Genomic DNA, 24,930 nt, shown 5'->3' on the forward strand with positions numbered 1-24,930 from the left:
GGGGGAGGCGGCGGCGTGGCGAAGAAGAAGGCCAAGAGGCCGAAGGACTGGTGGGTACTCGAACGAATCGCGAAAGTCCAACTGGCCAAAGCGGACGATGCTGAACAGCAGCGCCGCTACCGGGTCTACGGCCGAGTCGGCGAGATTCCGCCCGATGAACCGTCTGAGTCGGTGCGCGCCATGTCTACAGGCTTTGAGACTGGCCGGCGCCGCCACTGACTCCACAGGATCCCGCAGCCACGCCGAGGAGCAACTTGCTCGCTTACCACCGCTGAGGAGCGAGTCGGCAGCAAGCCCATGCAATCCGCTCAGGGGGCGGCGACCGCAAGGGCGTTCCTCGCACTCGCCGGATCCATGCTCGTGTAAATAAATCGAAGCGCCGGTCCCGCCTTCACCGGTTAAAGTGAGGGCCATAACTTCAAGCACCTCCCGGTGCGCAGGCCGCGGTTACTTCTTTTGGGTAGAACCACTTCGGTGGGCGGGGATCGAACCCCGTAGAGCCGCAGCCGTCTTGATCTCGGGAGGCACAGCGTCGGGGGTGCCCGGTGCGCAGGCAGGGGATACTTCCACTGTTAATGGGGCGGTCGCGGGTTCGAATCCCGTCGGAGGCTCACGGCTTCCGTAGCTCAGAGGCAGAGCACCTTGTTCCCCAGCCGATCTGATCTCGGGCACCCCACGCTGCGATCCCCTCCATGTGAGGGGTCGGCCGACTGCCCGAAGGCATTGCCTACGGGCAGCTCTCCTCGTACTTCACCGCGGTGAACTCGACGGGCTGACCGTTCAGGGCCGCTCCCGGGGCCGGCGACTGGGTGCACACCTGCCAGTTGCTCTCCAGTAGGACCATGCGGTCCCGCGCCGCGTCCGTCGTCGTGATGGACGTACCCGAGTCCAGGGCGCCACGGGCTGCCTTGACGGACTTCCCGACCAGGTTGGGCATCTTCCCGCCGGCCACCTCGGGAGCTTCGACGTCGCCGGCGGGGCAGGTCTCCGCAAGCTTCACCGCACCGAAGTCCAACTCGGTGTCGGTGGGCACCGTTCTCCCCGCCTTGACGCTCTGCGAGCAGACCTTCCAGTTCCGGTCGAGTGCCTGCAGTCTGTCGCGGCCGGCACTGTCGTGGGACGTCAGTAGGTAGAAGCCCTCGGCCTGGGCTTTGTCCTGTGCCGACTGCAGGCCCATGCCGACGAAGTTCGGCACGGCGTTGGAAGCGGGCGGCTCGTCGGTCTTCCGGGACGGCGGCGCAGCAGGGGCACCGGTGGAGGACTCGGAGGCGCCAGGCGCTGCGGGCTTCGGATCCGTGGTGGCAGGGTCGCAGCCGACCAGTGTCACGGCGGCAAGACAAGCGAGGGCGGCGGTGAGTGTGCGGGTGTTCACGTTGTCCCCCAAGGGTGGTTCATGGAGGCATGACCGTAGCGGTGCGGTATGTGACAGGGGGGCGGGATATTTCGGTAGTGACGGAGTTGTGACCGAAGGGGAGGGGTGATTCCCGTCCGTCAGTTGTCAGGCCATGGTCGTTGCACGTCGCAGGGCACCGTTCAGGCGGCGAGGTGTCCCCAGGCGATGAAGGCCGCGAGCAGGAGATAGACCGAGTTCAGCATCACGAGCTTGAACTGGCCGAGGCGGCCATGGGTGACCATCGCGCCGACCATCAGAAGGATCCAGCACAGTGCGGTCACCGGCACCATGACCGGTGCGATGTCCAGCGCGGCCGGCAGAATCAGGCCCACAGCGGCGAGCAGTTCGAGGATCCCGAGAGTCTTCAGGAAGCCGGCGCCGGCATCTCTGGTCCACTCGCCGCCGTGCTGCGCGGCCAGCTTCTCCTTGGGGACGAACGTCTTGGTGATGCCGCCGAGCAGGGCAACGGTGGCCAGCAGTCCGGCAGTGATCCACAGTGCGAGGTCCATGAGGTACTCCTTGTCCAGGGGTGATCGTTCGGTTGGGGTCGGTGGCGCGCGTGTCTAGGGCCGAGGAGCTGCGGGCAGTGGTGAGCCCGCCAGTGGCGAGGAGTCCACGTACTTGATCTCGTAGACGCGTTCGCTGAACCTCCAGCCGTCCGGGGTGCGCTGGTAGCGGTCGTGGTAGAGGGCGTAGTTCAGGTGCGAAGCGCCATCACGCATCCGCCCGAACTCCTGGATGTAGGCGCGGCCGGTCGCGGTGTCACCGTCCAGCCGAATGACGCCTGGGTGGACGTTCTGTACGAAGAACTCCCAGAGCCCTTGCCCCCACTCGACCCCGGCCCCGATCTGCTCCCGGCCGACGAACTCCTTGTCGATGTGCGGCCACCGCATGACGCCGCGAGGTGTGAACAGCATCGCCACGCGGTCGAAGTGACGCATCATCACCGCGTCGGTGAGCTCGGCGCGCAATGCCTCGATCTCGACGCGATCGGCGATCTCTTGCATATCGCTCATCGTTTTCCCTGCCTCATCGATGCGTACAGAAGCTATGTGCCGTCTGTCCGGTGGTGGTGTACTCAGCATCGATGCAGGTCAGCGGTGGATCAATGTAAGGTTCGCGCAGAGACTCATAACATGGGGGTTATCCATGGAGCTGCGCGACATCGAGATCTTCCTGGCGTTGGCCGAGGAACTGCACTTCGGCCGCACCGCCGAACGGCTCCATGTGTCCCAGGCCCGCGTCAGCCAGGCCATCGGCAGACAGGAACGACGCCTCGGCGTAGCCCTGTTCGATCGCACCAGTCGGCGCGTGAGCCTGACTCCTGTCGGCCGACGCCTCCGTGAAGACCTCCAGCAGGCCGTTGACCTCCTCCAGGCGGGACTGGCCCGTGCCGAAGCGGCCTCCCTGGGCGCCGGCCACACCCTGAGGCTGGGTGTCTTCGGCCATGCCGGTCACGAACTACGGCCACTCATCGACGCGTTCCTCGCTCGTCACCCCGGCTGCGACGTCCAGTTCGGCGAAATCAACGGAAGCGACCCGTTCACCGCCCTGCGCACCGGCGACCGTGACGTGCACGTGCTGTGGCTGCCCGTCGTCGAGCCGGACCTCACCGTCGGTCCGACCGTGCTCACCGGCGGCCGCGTGCTGGCCGTATCGACCGACCATCCGCTGGCCGGTCACGGCACCGCGTCCCTGGAAGACCTTGCTGACAACCGTGTCGTCGACCTCGGCCCCGAGGCCCCCGAGTACTGGGTGTCGGCCATGGTGCCCACACGTACACCGCTCGGCCGCCGAATCCCTCGCGGGCCCGTCGCACGGACCTTCCACGAAATACTCTCCCTGGTGACCGCCGGACACTGCGTCCATCCGCTCGGTGAAATCGCGGCCCGCTACAACAACCCTCCTGGCATCGCCTTTCTGCCCATCCGCGACGCCCCTGCCATCCAGTTCGCCCTGACATGGAGCTCCAACAACGACAGCCCCGTCATCCGCGCGCTTGCCCAGACCGCAGCCGATCTCGGCCCGATCTCCCTGTGACCACGGCAGTACTCCAAGCCCTACAGGTACCACCGGTCACCGACTCCACACACGACACCCCTCGCCGCGGAGGCTCGAGGACGCTATAGCCTCCCGGCTGTGACCCATAGCCGCAGTCGGACCGGGAACCCTCGTCCCCACGAACTGCCTCACCACCAAGCGCTCCTGGACGACACGGACTGGGCGTCGTTCGCCACCGTGTGCGGGACGGGCGAAGCCTTGCCGACGGCGCTGGCAAGCATCCTCAACCCCGACCCGGCCGTCAGGGCGGCCGCCACCGACGAAGCGCTCAGGTCAGTGACGCACCAGAACACCATCTACGAAGCCACCGTGCCCGTGGCGCTCTTCGCCGCGGCCGTCCTCGACCACCCGGCCGTTGCGGCAGGCGACTTCGGCCACGGTGCCGACACGCCACCGCACCGCCCGACCCTCGTGAGGCTGCTCGAGTGGCTCAGTGACACCGCCTACGACGCCGACGACGAGTGCATCGCCATCAGCGAAGGCCACTTCGGCAAGGGGTTTCTCCAGGAGGACAGGGAGATGCGCGCGTTCAGAGACGTACGCCCGGCCATCTTCTCCGCTGTCCATCCCCTTCTCGGCCACGACAACGCGGACGTACACGACGCGGCCCTCCTCGCTGCGATCCCCCTCGCAGAGCACCCCCTCCTCACCGCACACCGGGCCGAACTGGTCGACCACGTCGGCCGCCTGCTGGCCACCAGCACCGACCGCCACAATCGAGACCGTGTCCTGGACGCCATGCAGGCATGGGGTCACGACACCAGCGCCCTGGAGAACGCGGACGACATCGCAGCCTGCGAGCGATACGCCCGTCTCAACGCGGAGCGTGATTCCTGGTGGGCGGCCGACGGGACAAGCGGCTACTCCGAAGACCCACCGTTCTGACACAAGGACACGCAGCGCCCCCAGGCATCCGTCAATTGCTCAGCGTGGTGGTGACGTCGGCCCCGCCGGGTTGCGCTGTTGTCGGACAGCCGCGGTCCGTGGGCGATCAGTTCGTCCCGGTCGAGCGGCGCCGTGAGGTCGGCGGCCTGCCCCGTGCCGAGGCCGAGCACCAGGTCAGGTCTGATCCGCGGCGCGCAGGGCACGCGCCAGCCATTCCAGCTCCTCGGTCGCGTCGGGAGACGCATCCTGCCCGCGCACACGTGCGACGAGCCTGCGGTATTGCTCCGCTCCTGCCTCGATCCCGGCCTCCAGACTGCGCAGCACGGCGGCCCGATCGGCGTCACCGAACAGCTCGGACAGCACCTCGGCCGCTGCCGGCCCCTCGGGAGCGACCCCGCCCCTTCTCACCTCTGCGACGGTCTGCACGATCTGCCTGGCCCACCAGATGGACGCCCCGGGAGGACGGCCCTGCCCCGGTACGGTCGTGTTGAGCTCCATCCATGTGCGCAACCGGGCACGGAAACCGGGGTCCCGCACCAACTCGGCCAGTTCGATCCAGGCGTCGACCTGTTCTGGCGTGGGATCGTCGGGCAATTCGATGCTGTAGGTGCGTATGCGGTCGCGCAGGCGCGGGTCGTCGAGGCCGCCGAACACCTCCTCCTTGAACGCGTCGATGATCTGCTTGCGCTCGGCGGCGGAAAGCCGCGCCAACCGGTTCATCAGTGCTGTCTCCTCAACGGTCGAACCCCGTTTCGCCACGGTGGACAGGACGGCCCGGCTCACCTTGAGTGAGCGGATCTGCGCGTCGAGCGCGGCCACATGCGCGTCGGCGACCTCGATGACCGTGGTGCGGCCGCTCAGGAGGCGGCACACGTCGTCGAGCCCGAGGCCCAGCTCCCGCAGGGTGCGGACCAGCTCGACGCGGGCCACGGACTCGGCGTCGTACAACCGGTAGCCGCCCGCGGAGCGGGCCACAGGCGGCACCGCCCCCTGGTCCGACCAGAAGCGGAGGGTACGCACCGGAAGTCCGGTGCGGTGCGCGAGCCGGCCGATGGTGAGCACGTCGGGGCGTTCGTCGTCCATGAGTAGATCCTGAACCCTCCGGCGGCTGGAGACTCAAGAGCGTTTCCGGGCGGCCGAGAATCCATCCGGTCACCGAACGGTGTGCTGGGGGTTGTGCGGTGACTGCGGGGTGAGGTGCGCTTCTTCCTGTTGCAGGCGCTGACGATGCCGTAGCTGCCCTTGTGACCGAGCGGGACGAGCTCCGGCACGTCTGTCGCTTCGGATCGTCCAGCACCCTTGGCGGCTTCAAGGACGAAGGACGCCCGGTCAGTCGCCCGTCACCGGGTCGCGCCGCGTGAGGCAGTAGACGCCGCCCGCAGGGTCCCGCAGCACGGTCCACGCGGGGCCCCGGCGGACGAGCGTCGCGCCGCACCGCTCGTGCCAGGCCTGTCCCGCGGCGAGGTCGGGGCAGGCGATGTCCAGGTGCGCCGAGGCGGGGCGGGCCTCGTCCAGGCGCTGGAGCAGCAGGTGCACGGGCAGGTCCAGGTGCGGGCGCAGTACGTGGAACTCCTTGTGATTACCCGGAGTTGACTCCCAGCCCGTCAGATCCGCCCAGAAGGCGACCTCGGCATCGAACGCGGCCGGTGCGACATCGAGGCAGAGCTGGTCCAGCCGGTTCTCGGGACCGCCCTGGGCTGCGAGGACCGGCGGGCGCGCCTTCTGCCCGCGCCAGGGCACGACACAGAACCGCTGACCGCCGGGGGAGCGCAGCACGTTCAGTTCCGGCTTCCGTGCTTCGACCACGGCACCCAGCTCGGTGGCCCGCGCGGTGAACGCCGGCAGGTCCTCGACCGCCAGATCCGGATGGGCTCCGCCCGCCCCGCCGACGGCCTGCACCGTCAGGCAGGCGTCGGCCCCGTCGGCTTCGTCGGGGAGCAGCGTGGTGAACTCGCCCCGGTCGCCCCACGGCACGGACTCGTGCGTCCCCGTGACCTCGGTCCAGAATGCGCGGGCGAGGCCGACGGTGGGTGCCGGGCGGTCGATGAAAGCGTAGGTCCAGCGAATCACGTCGCTCCTCCGGGAGGTCGGGTTCAGGGCAGGCGCTGCCATGGTGCCAGGGTGGCCGCCCGCCGGTTCGTTCACCACTCGTTCACCGGTGGGAGTCCGCGCAGGGCTTTCCCCCGGGCGCGGTGGGGACCTACGCTCGGCCGCGCAACGATCAACGTGGGCGCCGGAGAACGGCGCCCGACAACGTTGTCCAACTGCGGAAGGTACGACATGCCCCCCAGACCGCCTGTACGACCGGCGACCAGACCAGCACCGGGGCGGCGAACGGTTACGAGTACGGGGCCACCCGCCTGCGCGGACTGAGCCTCACCCATGTCAACGGTGCCGGGTGCAACCCGGGAGCCGCGGGCGATGTGCCGATCATGCCGTTCGTCGGCGACGTCACCACGTCGCCGTCCGCCGACACGAAGGACGCCGTGTACGCGGCGAACTTCTCGCACGACAACGAGCGTGCGGTGCCCGGCCGTTACACCCTCGGCCTCGACTCCGGCGCGTCGGCCGACCTCGCGGTGAGCAAGCGCGCGGGCGTGGCCGACTTCAGCTTCCCGGCAGGCAAGCCCGCCAACCTGCTCTTCCGGGTGTCCAACTCCCTCAACGGCAGCGAGGACGCCGAGGTCGAGATCGACACCGCACACCGAAAGGTGACCGGCTCGGTGCTGACCGGGGCGTTCTGCGGACGGCGCGCCAACGGTGGCACCAACAACCGCAAAAGCTATTACCGGCTCTACTTCAGCGCCTCCTTCGACCGGGACTTCGCCTCCACCGGTACCTGGAAGGACGGCACCCTCGCACCCGGCTCGACCACCGCGAGAGGCGGCGAGGGGTACGCCACAGGAGCCGACCGGGCCGGACGCGGGTCCGGCGGATGGGTCGGCTTCGACACCACCGCCGATGACGACGTCCGCATGCGGATCGGGATCTCCTACGTCAGCCAGGCCGGAGCGGAGGCCAACCTCCGCAAGGAGATAGCGCCGAAGGCGGGCGTGGACGACGTCGCCCGGGCCGGATCGCGTGCCTGGGACCAGGAACTGAGCTCCGTACGCACGGGCGGCGGGACCGACGCGCAGCGCACCACCTTCTACACCGCGCTGTACCACTCGCTGATGCAGCCCAACCTGATCAGCGACACCGACGGCCGCTACCCGGGCATGGACGGGGAACCGCACCGTGTGACGCGCGGGCAGAAGGCGCAGTACAGCAACTTCTCCGGCTGGGACCAGTACCGCGCCCAGATCCAGCTCCTCGCGCTCCTCAAGCCGGAGATCGCGGGCGACTTCGCCCAGTCCCTGTACAACTTCGCCCGGCAGAACGGCGGGGTGTGGGACCGCTGGGTGCACGTCAACGGTGCCACACACGTGATGACGGGCGATCCCACGGCGGCCACCCTCGCCACGTTCTACGCGATGGGCGTACGCAACTTCGACTACGAGGGCGCCTTCGAGTCCCTGGCCCGACAGGCAACGGTGCCCCACCCCGACGGCCTCTCGGACGCCGGGTGTCCCGGCCAGTGCACCGGTCAGCGGCCCAACCTCGCCCAGTACCTGGAGTCCCACTACGCGCCTCAGGACGTCTGCCACTGCTGGGGCGGCGCCGCCGAGACGCTGGAGGACGCCGTCGCCGACGCCGCGCTGGGCCGCTGGGCCCGGCTGCTGGGGCGTGACGAGGAGGCCGACGCCTTCGACGCGCGCGGCCGTTGGTGGCGCAACGTGTTCAACCCCGAGGCCGGCGACGGCGCCGGGACGACCGGCTACATCCAGGCACGTAACCTCGACGGCTCCTGGGTGACCCCGTTCAGCCCCGGAAGCGACCGCGGCTTCGCCCAGGGCACCAGTGCCACGTACACCTGGATGGTCCCGCAGGACGTGCAGGGGCTGGCGGACGCGATGGGCGGCCGGGACACCGCGGCCAAGAGGCTGGACGCCTTCTTCCACAAGGCGGACGGCTCCTGGTCGGTGAAGGGCGGCGACGCGCTGCGCTACGACCCGACCAACGAACCCGGCATCCACGCCCCTTGGCTCTACAACGCCCTGGGGAAGCCGTGGAAGACGCAGGAGACCGTGCGGGAGATCGTGAACACGGTGTACGGGACCGGACCGCGCGGACTGCCGGGCAATGACGATCTCGGCACCATGTCCGCCTGGTACGTCTTCTCGGCCCTCGGCCTCTACCCGCAGACGCCGGGCAGCGCCACGATGCTCCTGGGCGCCCCGCTCTTCCCTGCCGCGGTGATCGACCGGCCGCAGGGCAAGGACATCACGATCAGTGCCCCGGCCGCCGATGCGACACATCCGTACGTCGACGCCGTCGAGGTCGACGGCCGCCCGAGCGACCGGTCGTGGACCGACGCGCGACTGGTCACCCGGGGCGGTTCGCTGAACTACCGGCTCGCCGGCCTGCCGAACACCGGTTGGGCCACCGGACCTGCGGGTCTGCCGCAGTAACCGTCACCCGGGCGCGCCCCGATCCATGGCGATCGGGGCGCGCCCGGGTGGGACCGGCCGACGGGCCGAACGGTCGCGGGCTCGACGGTCGGTCGGGGGCCTGAATTTTCTATCGTTGAAAATTATGTGTGCACGACCGTTGTTAAGTGTTTGAGGTTGTGGCTCAATGTTCGACTATGTGCAGTGCCTCGCCGTTCGGGGCACTCCGGCTTCTTCGACGAGGACGACGCCTTGATACGACAACTAGCCCGCCCCCGCACGCTCTTCAGAACGCTGGCCTGTACGGCCGCGTTGCTGCTCCCCCTCGGGGCCACCCTGGTTCCGGCCGCGGCCGCGGCGCCCGACGCGGGCACCGCCGCAGCCTCCGCGTTCACAGCCGAGGAGCCGTCGACCGAGGTCCACGGCCTCAAGGGCGAGTACTTCGCCATGTCGGCCCCGGGTGCACGGGACTTCGCCCAGCTCGGCGCCGTGGCGCTCGACCCGGAGATCAACTTCCCCGGACTCACCGGCGCGTTCGAGTCGGCCACCGGCAAGACCGAGCACACCACCGCTCGCTGGACCGGACAGATCGAAGCACCCGAGACCGGTGACTACACCTTCTCCGCCATCGGCGACAACGGGTTCCGGCTCTTCATCGACGACAAGCCCGTCATCGACCACTGGGTGCCGGACTGGGACAAGGAGCAGACCAGCTCTCCGGTCGCGCTGAAGGCGGGCGAGCCGCACACCTTCCGCCTGGAGATGTTCCAGGACATCGGCGGGGCCAACATGTTCCTGCGCTGGTCGAGCGCGAAGCTCGCCAAGCAGATCGTGCCCGAGTCCGCCTTCACCCCGCCCGCGGACTTCGAGGTCTACCCCGTCGCGCTGAGCGTCGCCGAGGACGGCCGGAAGCTGCAGGCAACCTTCGACAACGCTGTCAGCGACATCGAGGGCGTCAAGGACCACCTCACCGTCGAGGCCGACACGACGCCGATGCCCGTGAAGTCGGTGTCCGCGGTCAAGGGCAACCCCAAGGCGCTCATCGTCACGCTGGACGCAGCCGTCCAGAAGAACCAGCAGGTCAGGTTCGCGTACGACGGTCAGGGCGGCCTGAAGGCCGGCGACGAGACCGTCCCGGAGATCAGCCGCAGGGCGAAGAACCTCTCCACGCAACGGCTGACCACGCCGTGGGGCGACAAGGTCGACCGCAAGAACCCGCTGCCCGAGTACCCCCGCCCGCAGCAGGTGCGCGACGACTGGAAGAACCTCAACGGACCGTGGGAGTTCGCGGGAGCCACCGCCGGTGAGCAGCCGGTCTTCGGCAAGTCGCTCGACGAGCGCATCACCGTGCCCTACCCCGTCGAGTCCCAGCTCTCCGGACTCGAGCGCCACGAAGACCACATGATCTACCGCAAGCTCGTCACGGTGCCCAAGAGCTGGTCGGTCGGCAAGCGGAACAGCGACGACCGCCTGAAGCTCAACTTCGGCGCCGTCGACTACCAGGCGCGGGTCTGGGTCAACGGCAAGCAGGTCGCCGAGCACACCGGCGGCTACACCGCCTTCAGCGCCGACATCACCGACGCCCTCAAGGGCAGCGGCCCCCAGGAGATCGTGGTCGCGGTCACCGACACCACCGGAGCCGACCAGCCCACGGGCAAGCAGTCCGCGAACCCCAGCGGCATCTTCTACACCGCCTCCTCCGGCATCTGGCAGACCGTCTGGCTGGAGCCCGTCGCCCCCGCCGCGGTCGACTCCCTGACGACCACGCCCGACATCGACAAGGGCCGCCTCGCACTGAAGGTCAACTCCGAGAACGCCTCGCAGGCCGCCCGGATCACCGCCGTCGCCCGTGACAAGAAGGGCAAGGTCGTCGGCACCGTCACCGGCCCGGCCAACAGCGAACTGAGCCTTCCGGTCGCCAAGCAGCACCTGTGGACGCCGGACGACCCGTACCTGTACGACCTGGAGGTCACCCTCAAGGACGGCCGCTCCAAGGACACCGTCGACAGCTACTTCGGGATGCGCTCCTTCGGTGTCGCCAAGGTCGGCGGCTACCAGAAGCTGGTGCTCAACGGGAAGCCGTTCTTCTCTCTCGCCGAGCTCGACCAGGGCTTCTACCCCGACGGCCTGAACACGGCGCCCAGCGACGCCGCCCTGGTCTTCGACCTGAAGACGCAGAAGGACCTCGGCTTCAACTCCGTCCGCAAGCACATCAAGGTCGAGCCCGCCCGCTGGTACTACCACGCCGACCGGATGGGTCTCCTGGTGTGGCAGGACTTCGTCTCCGGCAACATCACCGGCGAGAAGGGCCAGAAGGCCTTCCTCGACCAGGGCGCCGAGATGATGCAGCAGCTGCACAACTACCCCTCGATCGGCGCCTGGATCGTCTTCAACGAGGGCTGGGGCGAGTGGGACCGCACCGAGACCGGCAAGATCACCGAGAAGGTCCAGGCCGCCGACCCCTCCCGGGTCGTCAACGCCCACAGCGGTGTCAACTGCTGTAACTCCAAGGGTGATTCCGGCAAGGGCGACATCATCGACCACCACGACTACAACAACACGGACCCGGCCTTCCCGGATGACAACCGCGCCGCGATGGACGGTGAGCACGGCGGCTTCACCCTGCGGATGCCCGGACACATGTGGCCGGGTGCCCCCACCGCGATCTACAGCGGTGTCGCGGACAAGGACGCCCTGACCGCCAAGTACGTCGAGAACACCCGCACCCACTACCTGGCGGCGGCCGGCGCCGAACTGTCCGGCTCCATCTACACCCAGGTGACCGACCTCGAGAACGAGCTCAACGGACTCTGGACGTACGACCGCCGTGAGATCAAGGTCGACCAGGCCCAGGTGCGGAAGATCAACCAGGAGGTCATCGCGGCCGGCGCCGCAGCCGGTGAGCGTGACGAGGTCAAGGGCGGCGGCAGCTGGTCCCTCGACGAGAACACGGGCACCAAGGCCGCCGACAGCGGCCCGAACCACAAGGACCTCACCCTCTCCGAGGGAACGTCCTGGGCACCCGGCGTGCAGGGCTCGGCGCTGAAGTTCAACGGCGAGGGCCAGTACGCCGAGACAAGCGGTCCGGTCGTCGACACCACCGGCGACTACACCGTGTCTGCCTGGGCCACGCTCGACGCACTCCCGGGCAACTACGCCACCCTCGTCAGCCAGGACGGCCGGCGCCAGGAGAACCCGTTCTACCTCCAGTACGGACAGGGTGCGTTCGCCTTCTCCACACCGGGCGCCAAGCGCGCCCGGCTCGAGATGAAGCCCGAGCTCGGCCAGTGGTACCACGTGGTCGGCGTACGCAGCGGTGACGAGATCAAGCTGTACGTGGACGGCAAGCTCGCCGCGACCGCGGCTGCCGGCACCGCAGATGTCAGCACCGGCGCGCTGTCCGTGGGCCGCGCCAAGTGGTCGGGAGCCAACACCGACTTCTGGAACGGCTCCATCGACCAGGTGAAGGTGTACGACAAGGCGCTCACCGACCAGGAGGTGACCGCACTCCACGACGGCGAACAGCCGTAGGAAAGGCTACACAGGACTGCTCCCGGCGGCGCGCGCACGAGTCCGCGCCGCCGGGAGCGTCCGTGTTGCCGATCGGTGGCCGCTGAAGGCGTGCGGCGATCGCCGCCACCTCGGCAGCTCCCTTTCCGCGGTTCTGCCGCAGCTCCCTGTCGTACGCGACGGCCGCACTCCGACCGTCTCACACGGGGGAGACCGCGGCTCCCGTGCTCTCCCGGACCACCACGCGGTGCGGGACCACGATCCGGCGGGCGGGCAGCGCGTCGAGCCGGCCGAATACGCGCTCGGTCAGACACTGCACCGCGCGTTCGGCGATCTGCGCCCGGTCCGGGGCGATCGTCGTGAGGGACGGCGCGGCGAACCGGCCGTCCTCGATGTCGTCGAACCCCATCAGCGCCAGGTCCTCCGGCACCCGGACACCCTGCTCGGCGGCTATGCGCAGTGCGCCCAGGGCGAGTTCGTCGCTGAAGCAGAAGACGGCGTCGACGGAACCGGGCACCCTCAGCAGTTCACGCAGAGCCCGTGCTCCTTCCGCCCGGTGCAGATCGGCCACCTCCACCTCGGCCACCGGACTCAGACCGGCCTCCCGCAGCCCTTGCCGGAAACCCTCGGCGCGCAGTTCGGCCGTACCGTGGCCCAGCCCGGACTGCAGGCCGATCGCCGCGATGCGCCGACGGCCCCGCGAGGCCAGATGGCGAGCGGCATCCCGCGCTGCCTCCACGTTGTCCAGGGCCACATGGTCGATGAGCCCGTCCGGCTCCAGCTCACCCAGGACGACGAGAGGCAGATCACCCGCGAGCGAGGCCAGTTCGGACGGGGACGTCGACCACGGGCTGATGATCATCCCGTCGACCTGGTGTCCCTCCGAGCCGTCGAGAAGGCGCCGCTCCAGATCCGCCCGCCCTCCGGTCCTCTCCAGGAGCACCGTCCATCCGCGCTCCCGCGCCGCGTCGATGAGGAGACCGGCCAGTGCGCCGAAGTAGGGGGAGTGGATCTCGGGTACGACCACCCCGATGAGTCCGGTGCGCCCCTGCCGGAGGTTGCGGGCGGCGAGGTTGGGGCGGTAGCCCAGTTCCTCGACCGCCGCCATGACCCGGGCGCGCGTTCCTGGCGCGACGGCCGCGGCGTTGCTCACGACGTTGGAGACGGTCCGGACGGACACGCCGGCGAGCGCGGCGACGTCCTTGAGTCTCGCTGCCAAGGTCGGTGAGCTCCTGTTCCTCCGTATGGGGCGGCCGGTGGCCGCGCCCTCTGCGCTGAGCACGGTAACAGTCCCCGCTCCGGACGGTGCGTTCCTTCTATTGCCTCGTTGCTTGCAACGTTGCAATATGAGTGTCGACAGACCAGGGACGAGAGGAACGCACCCTTCCGGTCCGTGTCTTGTCCCCGCCGCCTACCGACGAAAGGACCGCTGCCATGACCGAGGCCGCGACCGCCGCCGCCCTCGCCCCGCACCTCGACACAGCTGTTCAGGACCTGTACACCGCCGGCATCACCGCGTGCCGGGGCGCCTTTGCCCCGCAGTGGGCCGACGCGATGCGCGAGGACATCGACGAGGCCTTCGCCGAGGCGCGAGGCCGGGAAGGCGGAGCGGTCGGACGGGGGCCCCACCGCTACTACGTGGAGATCCACCCCGAACAGCTTCGGGGCTTCGTGGACCTGGTCGACCATCCGTGGGTGCGTGCGGTGTCCGAGGCCGTACTGGGGCCCGACTACCGCATCGTCGAGCTGGGCTTCGACGTCCCGCTGGCCGGAGCGGTGAACCAGCCCTGGCACCGGGACTTCCCCATGCCGGACGCCACCCGGCATCGGCGCCGGCTGACCTCGCTCGCCTTCAACCTCACCGCCGTCGACACGCGCGACGACATGGGCCCGTTCGAGATCGCGCCCGGCACCCAGTGGGACGACGACCCCCGCTTCGCCCACGGGATGTTCCCGCCCCGCGACGCCTACCCGCGCTATACCGCCCTCGCCGAGCGCAAGTACCCGAGGCGCGGAGACATCTCGGCCCGCTCCGCCCTGACGATTCACCGGGGCACCGCCAACCACTCGTCCGACGCCCGGCCGGTCCTGGTACTGGGCGTCGACGCCCCCGGCGCGGGCAACGACGCCCAGCACGACATGGCGGTGACCCGTGCGTACTGGGCCTCCCTGCCCGGGCGGGTACGGGCCCGTCTGCACTGCCCGGTGGTGGACGAACTGACTCCCATCGTCCAGAAGCACACCATCGAAGGCCTGGTCATGGGCGACGCGTGACGCCCCGAGCCCGGCGGCGTCCGGAGAAGGCCGGCCGCCGGGCCCAGAGGCTCACCTCAAGGTGCCCAGGGGCCGTCCACCGCCCAGGTCGTGTCCTCGGTGAAGGTGGCCGCGTTGTCCCACGCGTGACCGCCACCGGGAGTGGCCAGCCACACCTCGGAGCCGATGTGGCGCATGTAGCTGCCGGGCAGGTTGACGCTCGACAGCCGTACCCCGCCCTGACCCGCGACCGCGCACCAGGTGGCATCGGCCTTGAAGAGTTCCGATCCGTCGCTCGCGTCGCGGCGGACACGGAAGTCCCGGTGACGCAGGTACTCACCGGGATAGTTGCGGGACTCGAACGAATAGCAGTTGCCGTTCGCCAGGCCCGTGACGACCTTCCAGGTGGCGTCGCTCTTCAGCAGCGCGCTGCTGCCGCTGTCGACGACCGCCGTGTAGGCGAGTGCCTCGGAGTGGCGCAGGTACTTGGTCGTGTGCCCCGGAGTGGTGACCCGGAGCGACTTGTACTGACCAGTGGGCAGGGTGACCGGCGGGGCGGGGGTCTTCGACGCCTGGATGAGAGCCTGGTTGGCGGCCTTCACCCGGGCGGTGTCCACCTTGACCACCTGGCGGTCGTAGGTGAGCAGCCCGTTCGCCTCGTTCTCGACGTCCGTGATCTCCGTGTAGACCGAGGCGGAGAGACCGGCCGGCAACTGACCGATCCTGATGGCGTCCAGGAGCCCGACGAACCGGTTGTTCAGCGCGGCGACGCTCGCCTGGTCCTCGTAACTGAAGCCACCGCCCGGGTACCACTCGTGGCCCGGGACCTTGTACCCCAGACCGCCGAACTCGCCGAGGACGGCAGCCCGGGTCGCGGTGGGCGCGGTGTTGCCGGGGCCGACGTAGATGTGGTTGTCGATCACATCGCCGTTGCCGCCGTCGACGGAACCGCAGCAGTTGACCCCGCTCATGTTGTTGACCAGCCGGGACGGGTCGTACGCCTTCACCTCATTGGCGATCCTGGCCTGGTCGTACTGTCCCCAGCCCTCGTTCTGGTTGACCCACATGACGACGGAGGGCGAGCTGCGGTGCTGGTCGATGATCGCGTGGTACTCGGCCTCCCACTGGGTACGGGCGGCACTGTCGGGCGTCTTGCCGGTGTCCATCGCGGGCATGTCCTGCCAGACGAGGAGCCCCAGCTTGTCGGCCCAGTAGAACCAGCGCTGCGGTTCGACCTTGATGTGCTTGCGGACCATGTTGAACCCGAGGTCCTTGTGCGCCTGCAGATCCGACCTGAGGGCGGCGTCGGTCGGCGCCGTGTAGATGCCGTCCGGCCAGTAGCCCTGATCGAGCGTGCCGCTCTGGAAGACGAACTTCCCGTTCAGGACCGGCCGCAGGATGTTGTCGACCTTCGCGACCGCGATCGACCTCATGCCCGCATAGCTGCCCACCGTGTCCACCACGGCTGTCCCGTCGAGCAGTTCGGCGCGCACGTCGTACAGATACGGGTCGTCCGGGCTCCACAGCCTGGGGTTCGGCACGGACACGGAGATCTCCGAGCCGGGTGTTCCGGTCGCGCTGCCCACCACGGTGCCCCCGCTGGAGACCGTGACCCGCGCGCTGCGCCCACCCGCGGAGGCCGCCTGTACCTTCACCCGCAGGGTGTTGTTGCCGAGGTTCGGCGTCATGTCCAGCCGGGTGATGTGTGAGGTGGCGACGGGCTCGAGCCAGACGGTCTGCCAGATACCGGAGGCGGCGGTGTAGAAGATGCCACCGCCCGGGTGCGGGTTCACGTCGTTGATCCGCTGCTTGCCGACGGCCTGGCCGCCGGTCTGCGTCGGGTCGTACACGGAGACCACGACGGTGTTCGCACCGCCGTTGAGCTGGGGCGTGATGTCGTACGCGAACGAGTCGTACCCGCCCTTGTGCGCTCCCACCCGGGTGCCGTTGACCCAGACGGTGGTCTCCCAGTCGGATGCGCCGAAGTTGAGCTCGACGCGCCGGCCGTTCCAGTCGGACGGGACCGTGAAGCTGCGCTTGTACCAGAGCTTGTCGTTCTCGGTGATCCTGCGCTTGATGCCCGAGAGCGCGGACTCCGCGACGAAGGGCACCCGGATCTGATCGGGGAACGCCGCGGGCTGCCCGGCATCGCGGCCGGTCACCGCGAAGTCCCAGATGCCGTTCAGGTTGGCCCAGTCGGGGCGGGTGAGCTGGGGGCGCGGATACTCGGGGAGCGGGTTGTCCACGGGCACCTGACCGGTCCAGGGCGTGGTCATGGGGGAGGGCTTCGGCGTCCACGCCGCGGCCGCGGCGTCGGAGGGTGCCGCGCCGACGCCGACCAGTGCGGTGGCGACGAGGGCAGGCAGCCCGATTGCGGCGGCTAATCTGCGCCACCAGGGCCCGCGGCCCGCGACTCGTACGGAGTTCATCGGCCTGATCTCCTTCACAGGGGGAGACTCCCCCGCACCGGACCGGTGCGGGGGAGCGGTGCGTCAGCTGCGTCCGGAACGCGTGTCAGAGCAGCTGCCAGAGGTGGTCGTCGGTGCCGTTGTCGGCGAACTGGACGACGTGGGCGCTGTCGGCGGTGGACATGGTGTCGACGCCGAGGACCTTGCCGGAGTGGCGGTTGAGGACGCGGTACCAGCCGTCGCCGTTGGGTACGAGCCGCCAGAGGTGGTCGTCGGTGCCGTTGTCGGCGAACTGGACGACGTGGGCGCTGTCGGCGGCGGACATGTTGTCGACGCCGAGGACCTTGCCGGAGTGGCGGTTGAGGACGCGGTACCAGCCGTCGCCGTTGGGTACGAGCCGCCAGAGGTGGTCGTCGGTGCCGTTGTCGGCGAACTGGACGACATGGGCGCTGTCGGCCGTGGACATGGTGTCGACGCCCAGGACCTTGCCCGAGTGCAGGTTGCCGATCCGGTACCAGCGGTCGGCGAGCCACGGCGTCCCCTGCGGATCCGCGGTGGGGAACGACGTGATGCGGAGCCGGGCGGCACCCATCGGGACGAGGGTGACCTCCTCCACCGGCTCGGCGCTGCGTGCCGGGCTGTCCTGCAGGGGCGCCACCACGTGTTCGCCGTCCGCGGTCCACTCCGGGATCCTGCGTGCCCGGGCGGTCATGGTCAGCGGGGTGCCTTCGAGCGTGAACGGGTTGTCCCCTGGCGCGCGCAGCGTGTGGTGGCGCAGGGAGGAGGACGGGCGGTTGCCGTCCAGGACGAGCCCGTAGTTCCAGGCACTCGTGGCGTGGACCTCGTACTCCGGGAACTGCTCGGTCCCACCGGTGCGCCGGTAGTCCTCGCCGATCCGGAGCGAGTACGTGAGCGGGCCGCGGTCGACGCTCACCGAGCCGTGGTTGTCCGCCCAGGTGCGCACGCCGGTGCGCTGCGGGAAGCGCAGGGTGACCTTGTCGCCGTCGGCCCAGGTGCGGTCGATACGGGTGAAGGCGGGGCCCGCGGGTGCGGCGACGCTGCGCCCGTTGACCTTGATGTCGGGCTCGGCGCACCAGGCGGGAACCCGGAGCACCAGGGGGAAGCGCAGACTTTTCGGTGAGGTGAGCGACAGCGTGACGGTGTCGGTGAACGGGTAGCCGGTCTCCTCGGTGAAGGTGACCTCCGTACCGTCCGCGACCTTCGCCGTGACCTCGCAGGCCGCGTACATCGCCGCGGCCAGCCCGCCGTCCGGAGTGGCGAGCCAGAGCTCCTCGACGAAGTACGGCCAGCCCATCCCGTAGTTGTGCGGGCAGCAGCGGTACTGGTCGACGCCAGGCAGGAACGCCTGCATCGCGAAGCCGTTCTGGAACTGCCGGCCGTTCTTGGGGACGTTGTCCAGATCGACGCTGTTGGCACTGGTGACGTAGTGGACCGCCTTGCCCGACGGGTCCAGCGAGGCGGGCAGCGAGTTGAAGGCGAGCTCCTCGCACCGGTCCGCCCACAGTGGGTCGCCGGTGATCCGGGTCAGCAGCTGGTGGCTCGCCATGAACTCGACGATTCCGCAGGTCTCGAATCCCTGCCGGGGGTCTCCGTGCCCGGGACGGGCGTTCTCGTCCCCGGCGAAGCCGCCGCCCGGGAACTGCCCGTACTGGTCCATGGCTTTGCCGTAGGTCCCGTACGTGTCCTGGGTGTCCTGCGGTGAGCCGCTGCGCAGCGCGTACTGGGCGGGTTCCCGGAACCCCTGCGCGATGTTGACGTTGTGCAGGTTGACCAGGTTGTCGCCCCAGTCGGCACCGTTCCGGTGGATCTTGTCGGCGAGATCGAGCAGGAAGGTGTCGCCCGTGCGGTTGAAGAGCCAGAAGACGCTGTCGAGGCCGTCGCCCCAGCGCAGCGCTATCCAGCTGGTGTTGAAAGCCCCGGGGCCCTGGGCGTTCATGTAGCGGAAGAACCTGCTGAGGAACGGGATGATCCGGTTGTCGTCGCTGTACTCCTGCCAGGAGCGCAGGGCCTGGATCAGCGGCAGGAAGGGCCAGAAGTCCGGACCCCCGTTGAGCGAGGTCCGCAGCGACTTCGGGCCGAAGAACCCGTCGGACTGCTGGGTCGTGAGGATCGCGTCGATCCAGCGGCGGGTGGCCGCGAGCGCCGTCGCGTCACCGGTCACGATCGCCAGGTCGGCGTATCCGCGCAGCCAGTACGGGACCTCCTCCCAGCCTCCCCGGTCGGGGCGGACCCAGCCGGACGCGTTGAAGTCGAGGAAGTGGGAGAACTCCTCGTAGCGGCCGCAGAGTCCGTCCAGCTGGAGCCGGAGCTGGCCGGCGAGCCAGCCGCGCGCGGTGACCCGGCCCGGCGGCAGCTTCAGAAAGGCCGTCGGATGCAGCGGAGCGGCGTTGGGGGAGTAGTGGCCGCCGCGTGCGGCCGGTGCCTTGCCGCCGGCGGCGGTCGCGGTGGTGGCCCAGCGGCCGCCCGCGGTCGTCGCGGCGGCCGTGGCCAGGGCGCCGGTCATGAGTTGTCTGCGGTTCAGGGGCATCGGTGGGGCTCCGCTTCTGCTCTGCAGGACAGGGAGGTGTGCGACCGGTCCGGACCGCTCCGGCGCATGGCGAAGTCGGCTGCCGCGTACGGGGTCCGTGCGCGGCAACATTCTTGCAACGTTGGAAAATTGATGTCGGCGGTATGACAGCACGCCGTCAAGCCGGTGTCCATAGATGGCGCAACACCTGATGCCGTCCCGCCCCGCCGACAGTGCGCCGGAGGCCGTGACCCGGGGCGACACATTTTGGAAACGCATCGACAACTCTCTTGCCGCCCGCGCCATCGCGCCTATATAACGTTGTAAACCCGAGCCGCCGAGAGGCCGCACAGGCTCTCACGACCACAGTTTGCGCAGCTGGAGACCCCTTCAGCGGCCGGTCGTGAGGAATGCGGCGGCATCTGCCGCCGAGCGGCCGATCCACCGTCCCGCCATGCCCGACCGCACGCCGAACGGCGTGCCGTCATCCCGCCAAGGAGCGTTCCGCGCATGATGACCCAGCGTCGATCCCGTACCCTCGCCGCGGCCTGCCTGCTCGCCGCCACCGCCACGCTGGCCGTTTCCGGCTGCTCGAAGTCGGAGACCTCGGACAACGCGGGCGGTGACAGCAGCCAGGGAGCCCAGGCGGCCAAGACCCCCGAGGCCAGTTCCGGTGCCGGCTGCTCGCTGAAGACCTACGGCGCGCCCGAGCTGGACCTGAAGAACGCCGTGGTCGGCTTCTCCCAGTCGGAGAAGGAGGCCAACCCCTTCCGTATCGCCGAGACCCAGTCCATCAAGGACGAGGCCGCGAAGATCGGCGTCAAGAAGCTGCTCGTCACCAACGCTCAGTCGCAGCTCTCCAAGCAGATCAGCGACATCCAGGACATGCTCTCCCAGGGCGCCCAGTTCCTGATCATCGCCCCGCTCAACTCCGACGGTCTCGAGCCGGCGCTCAAGGCAGCCGCGGCGAAGAAGGTCCCGGTCCTCACCATCGACCGCAAGGTCAACTCCACGGCCTGCAAGGACTACGTGGCCTTCCTCGGCTCCGACTTCGTCGAGCAGGGCAAGCGCGCCGCCGACGCGATGATCAAGGCGACCGGCGGCAAGGCCAAGGTCGCCATCCTCCTCGGCGCCTCCGGCAACAACGTGACCACCGACCGCACCAAGGGCTTCGTCGACCAGATCAAGGCCAAGGCGCCCGGCATCGAGATCGTCGCCCAGCAGACCGGCGAGTTCGCCCGCGACAAGGGCCAGCAGGTCATGGAGCAGCTCATCCAGTCCAAGCCCGACATCACCGCCGTCTACGCGGAGAACGACGAGATGGGTCTCGGCGCCGTCACCGCGCTGAAGGCCGCAGGCAAGAAGCCCGGCAAGGACGTCAAGATCGTCTCGGTCGACGGCACCCGCAACGCCGTGCAGGCCCTGGTCAACGGCGAGTACAACGCCGTCATCGAGTCCAACCCGCGCTTCGGCCCGCTCGCCTTCGCGACCGCCCAGAAGTTCTACGGCGGCGAGGAGATCCCCGAGAACGTCATCATCAGCGACCGCGAGTACGACGACACGAACGCCAAGGAATCGCTCGGCGGAGCGTACTGACCGCTCCCGTCCCGACGGCCCGCCCGCCGTGGCCCTCTGACGAGGGCCACGGCGGCTCCCGGGCCCACACCCTTGGAACAGCGGAAGGCCAAGACCACCCATGGCACCACCCGAAGCAGTACCTCAGGCACCCGACGCGGCCGTGCCCACGGCCGCCGCGGTGCTCGAAGCCCGCTCGGTGAGCAAACGGTTCCCCGGCGTCGTCGCCCTGGACGACGTCTCCTTCTCCCTGCGCGCAGGAGAGACGCACGCGCTCGTCGGCGAGAACGGCGCCGGCAAGTCCACCCTCATCAAGGTGCTGACCGGTGTGTACCGGCCGGACGGGGGAGACCTGCGCATGGCGGGTCAGCCGGTGAAGTTCGCCCGGCCGTTCGAGTCCCAGCAGGCCGGCATCTCCACGATCTACCAGGAGGTGAACCTCGTCCCGCTGATGAGCGTGGCGCGCAACATCTTCCTCGGCCGCGAGCCCAAGAACCGCCTCGGCCTCATCGACTTCGCCCGCATGCACCGCGAGACGGCCGAACTGCTCGACGGCTTCGGCGTACGCGTCGACCCGCGCCGCCCCCTGCACACCCTCGGGATCGGCACGCAGCAGATGGTCGCCCTGGCACGGGCCGTCTCGGTCAACGCCCAGGTCGTCATCATGGACGAACCCACCTCCTCGCTCGAACCGCGTGAGGTGGAGACCCTCTTCCGGGTCATCGAGACCCTGCGCGACCAGGGCATCGCCGTGCTCTACGTCAGCCACCGCATGGACGAGCTGTACCGGATCTGCGACCGCGTCACCGTACTGCGCGACGGCCGCCACATCCACACCGGCGACCTCGCCGACCTCGACCGGATGCAGCTCGTCTCGATGATGCTCGGCCGGGACCTGGCCGAGGTCCGCCGCTCCGGCGTCACCAACTTCGCGGCCGAGGGACACGAAGCGGCCCGCACCCCGGTGCTCACCGCGACCGGCCTGACCAGCCGCCACCAGCTCCACGACATATCCCTGTCGCTGTACGCGGGCGAAGTGCTCGGCCTCGGCGGCCTCCTCGGCTCCGGCCGCAGCGAGACGGCGAAGGCACTGTCCGGTGCCCTGCCCCTGGACGCGGGCGAGCTCACCGTCGACGGCACCGCGCTGAGCCGCCTCACCCCGGCCGCCGCCATCCGGGCCGGGATCAGCCTGCTGCCCGAGGACCGCAAGGCGGAGGGAATCATCCCCGGCCTCTCCGTCCGCGAGAACATCGTGCTGGCCGCCATGCCGCGCCTCTCCCGGGCCGGCGTCGTCTCCCGCGCCAAGCAGGACCGGATCGTCGACATCTTCATGAAGCGCCTGCGCATCAAGGCGTCCAGCCCCGAGCAGAAGGTCGGCGAACTCTCCGGCGGCAACCAGCAGAAGGTCCTGCTGGCCCGCTGGCTCTGCCTGGAACCCAAGGTCCTGCTGCTCGACGAACCCACCCGAGGCATCGACGTCGGTGCCAAGGCCGAGGTCCAGAGCCTCATCGACGACCTCGCCCTCGAGGGCCTGGCCGTCCTGCTCATCTCCTCCGACATCGAGGAGCTCATCGAGGGCGCCGACCGGATCGTCGTCCTGCGCGGCGGAGCCGTCGCAGGCGAACTGGCGGGCGACGAGGTGGCCGAGAGCCGGCTGCTCGAAGTACTCGCCGACCATGCACCGGCGCCGGGGGACAAGGCCCCGGCCGCTCAGGAGGACCCCCGATGACCCAGGCCGCCGTCTCCCCACCCGTAGAGCCCGCGAAGCAGCCCGTCACGCGTGTGACGCCCCTGGCCCGGCTGCGTGACCCCGCCTGGTACCAGGAATACGGCGTGTACGTCGCCGTGGCGGTGGTGCTGCTCTTCAACGCACTGTTCACCGACCACTTCATGACCGCGGACAACTTCCGCACCCAGCTCGTCCAGGTCGCCCCCATCGTCATCGTCGCCCTGGGCATGGCCCTGGTCATCGGGACCGAGGGCGTCGACCTCTCCGTCGGCTCGACCATGGCGCTCGCCGCCGCGTTCCTGCCGCTCTACCTCGGATACGGGCTCGTGCCCGCGCTCGTCGTCTCGCTCCTCGCGGGCGCGGTCGTCGGAGCGGTCAACGGCACGCTGGTCTCCCTCATCGGGCTGCAGCCCATCGTCGCCACGCTCGCCCTCTTCGTCGGCGGCCGGGGACTGGCCCTGGTCATGGCCGACGGCCAGCTCAAGCAGATCGTCAACCCCGACCTGCTGTCGCTGGGCACCGGCTCCTTCCTCGGCATTCCGCTGGTCGTCCTGATCGCCGGAGTCCTCGCCGTCGCCGTGGCCTTCCTCGTGCAGCGCACCACCTTCGGGCGGCAGATCGTCGCCGTCGGCGGCAACCGGTCCGCCGCCGCACTCGCGGGACTCCCCGTGAAGCGCGTCCTCATCGGTGTGTACGTGCTCTGCGGTGTGCTCGCGGCCCTCGCCGGCATCCTCGCCACGGCCAGACTCACCGCGAGCGACCCGTCCTCGCTGGGCACCCTCATGGAACTCTCCGCCATCACGGCGGTCGTGGTCGGCGGCACGCCCCTCAACGGCGGCTCCATCCGGGTGCTCGGCACCGTGGCAGGCGCCCTGTTGATGCAGCTCCTGCGCGCCACACTCGTCAAGCACGACCTGCCCGACTCCACCGCACAGATCGCCCAGGCGGCCATCATCATCGCCGCCGTCTACGTCGCCCGGGAGCGTCGGTCCCGATGAACGAAACCACACCCGCCCCCGCAGTCCAGGCCCCGGCCGTGCGGAAGCCGGCCGCACCCGCGGACGGCAAGGCCCCCCGCCCCGCCGCCCCCGCGCCGGACACCAAGCAGCGCATCGCCGAACTCCTCCAGCGCCAAGGCGTCCTCGCGGTCCTGCTGACCGTCGTGATCGCCGCCTCGTTCATCTACCCGACCTTCGCCTCCCTGGACAACGCGCGCGGCGTGACGATCCAGGCGTCCTTCCTCGCCGTGGTCGCCCTCGGCATGACCATGGTCATCATCACCGGCGGCATCGACCTGTCCGTCGGGTCCGTATTCGCCCTCGGCGGAGTCCTCGCCGCCTGGGCCTCGCAGTACGGCTTCCTCGCCGCCCTGCTCGTACCCCTCGTGGTGTGCGGTGCGATCGGGCTGCTCAACGGACTCCTGATCGCCCGGGGCAACATGGCGCCCTTCATCGTCACCCTCGCCACCCTGCTGGCCGCCCGCGGTCTGCTGCTCACCCTCACCGACGAGGGCGCCACCACCTACCTGGTGCCCAAGGACTCCGCCTTCGGAGAGCTCGGGCAGGGCAGCGTCTGGGGCTTCGGCTACCCGATCCTGATCGCCCTGGTCCTGTTCGGGGCCGGCGGACTGGTGCTCCAGCGCACCTCGTTCGGGCAGACCCTCTTCGCTGTCGGCGGCAGCAGCGACGCCGCCACCCTGATGGGTCTCCCGGTCGCCCGCACGAAGATCCTGGTCTACACACTCAGCGGCCTGCTCGCCGGACTCGCCGGTGCGCTCAACGCGGCCCGGCTGTCCTCCGGTGTCACCATCGTCGGCGTGGGCATGGAACTGGACGCGATCTCCGCGGTCGTCATCGGCGGCACGCTGCTCATCGGCGGTGCCGGCTCGATCAGCGGAACCCTCTGGGGCGTCCTGCTGCTGGCCGTCATCCAGAACCTGATCAACCAGATCGGCTCGCTCAACTCCTCGTACCAGTCCGTGGTCAGCGGCGGTTTCCTTATCGTTGTCGTGGTGGCCCAGCGCTATCTGGCGCGCAGTCGCAGAAGCACCTGACGACGAACCAGCTGTACCCAGCCGAACCACTGAGCCAAGTCGAGCC

The 24,930-nt window shown here is 69.3% G+C and carries 18 protein-coding genes; 10 read left to right on the forward strand and 8 right to left on the reverse strand.

Going from position 1 to position 24,930, the window contains the following annotated elements:
• Window positions 1-15: 15 nt before the first annotated feature.
• On the forward strand, window positions 16-219 hold the full coding sequence (locus ACFW9O_RS12595) for a hypothetical protein (RefSeq protein WP_384608190.1): 204 nt from the start codon (window positions 16-18) through the stop codon (window positions 217-219).
• A 508-nt stretch (window positions 220-727) separates the two neighbouring features.
• Here ACFW9O_RS12595 and ACFW9O_RS12600 read toward each other — a convergent pair.
• From ACFW9O_RS12600 to ACFW9O_RS12610, 3 genes are all read right to left on the reverse strand, one after another.
• Complete coding sequence (locus ACFW9O_RS12600) at window positions 728-1,372, reverse strand: hypothetical protein (RefSeq protein WP_384608193.1); 645 nt, start codon at window positions 1,370-1,372, stop codon at window positions 728-730.
• 161 nt (window positions 1,373-1,533) lie between these two features.
• Window positions 1,534-1,902, reverse strand: coding sequence for a DoxX family protein (locus ACFW9O_RS12605; RefSeq protein WP_384608195.1), 369 nt, complete (start codon window positions 1,900-1,902; stop codon window positions 1,534-1,536).
• Window positions 1,903-1,956: 54 nt separating this feature from the next.
• Window positions 1,957-2,409, reverse strand: coding sequence for a nuclear transport factor 2 family protein (locus tag ACFW9O_RS12610; RefSeq protein ID WP_384608198.1), 453 nt, complete (start codon window positions 2,407-2,409; stop codon window positions 1,957-1,959).
• A gap of 133 nt (window positions 2,410-2,542) precedes the next feature.
• Between ACFW9O_RS12610 and ACFW9O_RS12615 the strand changes: the two genes are divergently transcribed.
• The gene (locus ACFW9O_RS12615) at window positions 2,543-3,433 is read left to right on the forward strand and encodes a LysR family transcriptional regulator (protein WP_384608201.1); all 891 of its coding nucleotides are present in this window, start codon (window positions 2,543-2,545) and stop codon (window positions 3,431-3,433) included.
• A 99-nt stretch (window positions 3,434-3,532) separates the two neighbouring features.
• Complete coding sequence (locus ACFW9O_RS12620; protein ID WP_384608204.1) at window positions 3,533-4,339, forward strand: hypothetical protein; 807 nt, start codon at window positions 3,533-3,535, stop codon at window positions 4,337-4,339.
• Window positions 4,340-4,513: 174 nt separating this feature from the next.
• On the opposite strand, the gene ACFW9O_RS12625 is transcribed toward ACFW9O_RS12620, so the two are convergent.
• On the reverse strand, window positions 4,514-5,422 hold the full coding sequence (locus ACFW9O_RS12625; protein ID WP_384608207.1) for a MerR family transcriptional regulator: 909 nt from the start codon (window positions 5,420-5,422) through the stop codon (window positions 4,514-4,516).
• A gap of 246 nt (window positions 5,423-5,668) precedes the next feature.
• Window positions 5,669-6,451 (reverse strand): VOC family protein, encoded by a 783-nt coding sequence (locus ACFW9O_RS12630; protein WP_384608210.1) that lies wholly within the window; start codon window positions 6,449-6,451, stop codon window positions 5,669-5,671.
• A gap of 80 nt (window positions 6,452-6,531) precedes the next feature.
• On the opposite strand from ACFW9O_RS12630, the gene ACFW9O_RS12635 reads away from it, so the two are divergent.
• On the forward strand, window positions 6,532-8,850 hold the full coding sequence (locus tag ACFW9O_RS12635) for a GH92 family glycosyl hydrolase (RefSeq protein WP_384608213.1): 2,319 nt from the start codon (window positions 6,532-6,534) through the stop codon (window positions 8,848-8,850).
• 183 nt (window positions 8,851-9,033) lie between these two features.
• Window positions 9,034-12,360 carry a LamG-like jellyroll fold domain-containing protein gene (locus ACFW9O_RS12640; RefSeq protein WP_384608215.1) on the forward strand — a complete coding sequence of 1,109 codons (3,327 nt, stop codon included), beginning with the start codon at window positions 9,034-9,036 and terminating at the stop codon, window positions 12,358-12,360.
• A 178-nt stretch (window positions 12,361-12,538) separates the two neighbouring features.
• Here the strand turns inward: ACFW9O_RS12640 and ACFW9O_RS12645 are convergent, their stop codons facing one another.
• Window positions 12,539-13,558, reverse strand: coding sequence for a LacI family DNA-binding transcriptional regulator (locus ACFW9O_RS12645; protein ID WP_384608218.1), 1,020 nt, complete (start codon window positions 13,556-13,558; stop codon window positions 12,539-12,541).
• 215 nt (window positions 13,559-13,773) lie between these two features.
• On the opposite strand from ACFW9O_RS12645, the gene ACFW9O_RS12650 reads away from it, so the two are divergent.
• A complete protein-coding gene (locus ACFW9O_RS12650) occupies window positions 13,774-14,613 on the forward strand; it encodes a phytanoyl-CoA dioxygenase family protein (protein WP_384608220.1) in 840 nt (279 codons plus the stop codon).
• 56 nt (window positions 14,614-14,669) lie between these two features.
• On the opposite strand, the gene ACFW9O_RS12655 is transcribed toward ACFW9O_RS12650, so the two are convergent.
• On the reverse strand, window positions 14,670-17,021 hold the full coding sequence (locus ACFW9O_RS12655) for an AbfB domain-containing protein (RefSeq protein ID WP_384608222.1): 2,352 nt from the start codon (window positions 17,019-17,021) through the stop codon (window positions 14,670-14,672).
• Window positions 17,022-17,106: 85 nt separating this feature from the next.
• The gene (locus ACFW9O_RS12660) at window positions 17,107-19,548 is read right to left on the reverse strand and encodes an RICIN domain-containing protein (protein ID WP_384608226.1); all 2,442 of its coding nucleotides are present in this window, start codon (window positions 19,546-19,548) and stop codon (window positions 17,107-17,109) included.
• Window positions 19,549-20,037: 489 nt separating this feature from the next.
• Here ACFW9O_RS12660 and ACFW9O_RS12665 point away from each other — a divergent pair, with 489 nt between their 5' ends.
• From ACFW9O_RS12665 to ACFW9O_RS12680, 4 genes are all read left to right on the forward strand, one after another.
• A complete protein-coding gene (locus ACFW9O_RS12665; RefSeq protein WP_351180346.1) occupies window positions 20,038-21,123 on the forward strand; it encodes an ABC transporter substrate-binding protein in 1,086 nt (361 codons plus the stop codon).
• A 100-nt stretch (window positions 21,124-21,223) separates the two neighbouring features.
• The gene (locus ACFW9O_RS12670) at window positions 21,224-22,831 is read left to right on the forward strand and encodes a sugar ABC transporter ATP-binding protein (protein ID WP_384608229.1); all 1,608 of its coding nucleotides are present in this window, start codon (window positions 21,224-21,226) and stop codon (window positions 22,829-22,831) included.
• Complete coding sequence (locus ACFW9O_RS12675; RefSeq protein ID WP_351177191.1) at window positions 22,828-23,829, forward strand: ABC transporter permease; 1,002 nt, start codon at window positions 22,828-22,830, stop codon at window positions 23,827-23,829. The genes ACFW9O_RS12670 and ACFW9O_RS12675 overlap by 4 nt, the downstream gene beginning before the upstream one ends.
• Window positions 23,826-24,884 carry an ABC transporter permease gene (locus ACFW9O_RS12680; RefSeq protein WP_384608234.1) on the forward strand — a complete coding sequence of 353 codons (1,059 nt, stop codon included), beginning with the start codon at window positions 23,826-23,828 and terminating at the stop codon, window positions 24,882-24,884. Before ACFW9O_RS12675 ends, ACFW9O_RS12680 begins: the two co-directional genes overlap by 4 nt.
• Window positions 24,885-24,930: the final 46 nt, after the last annotated feature.

Source organism: Streptomyces sp. NPDC059499 (assembly GCF_042749285.1).
Lineage (GTDB): Bacteria > Actinomycetota > Actinomycetes > Streptomycetales > Streptomycetaceae > Streptomyces.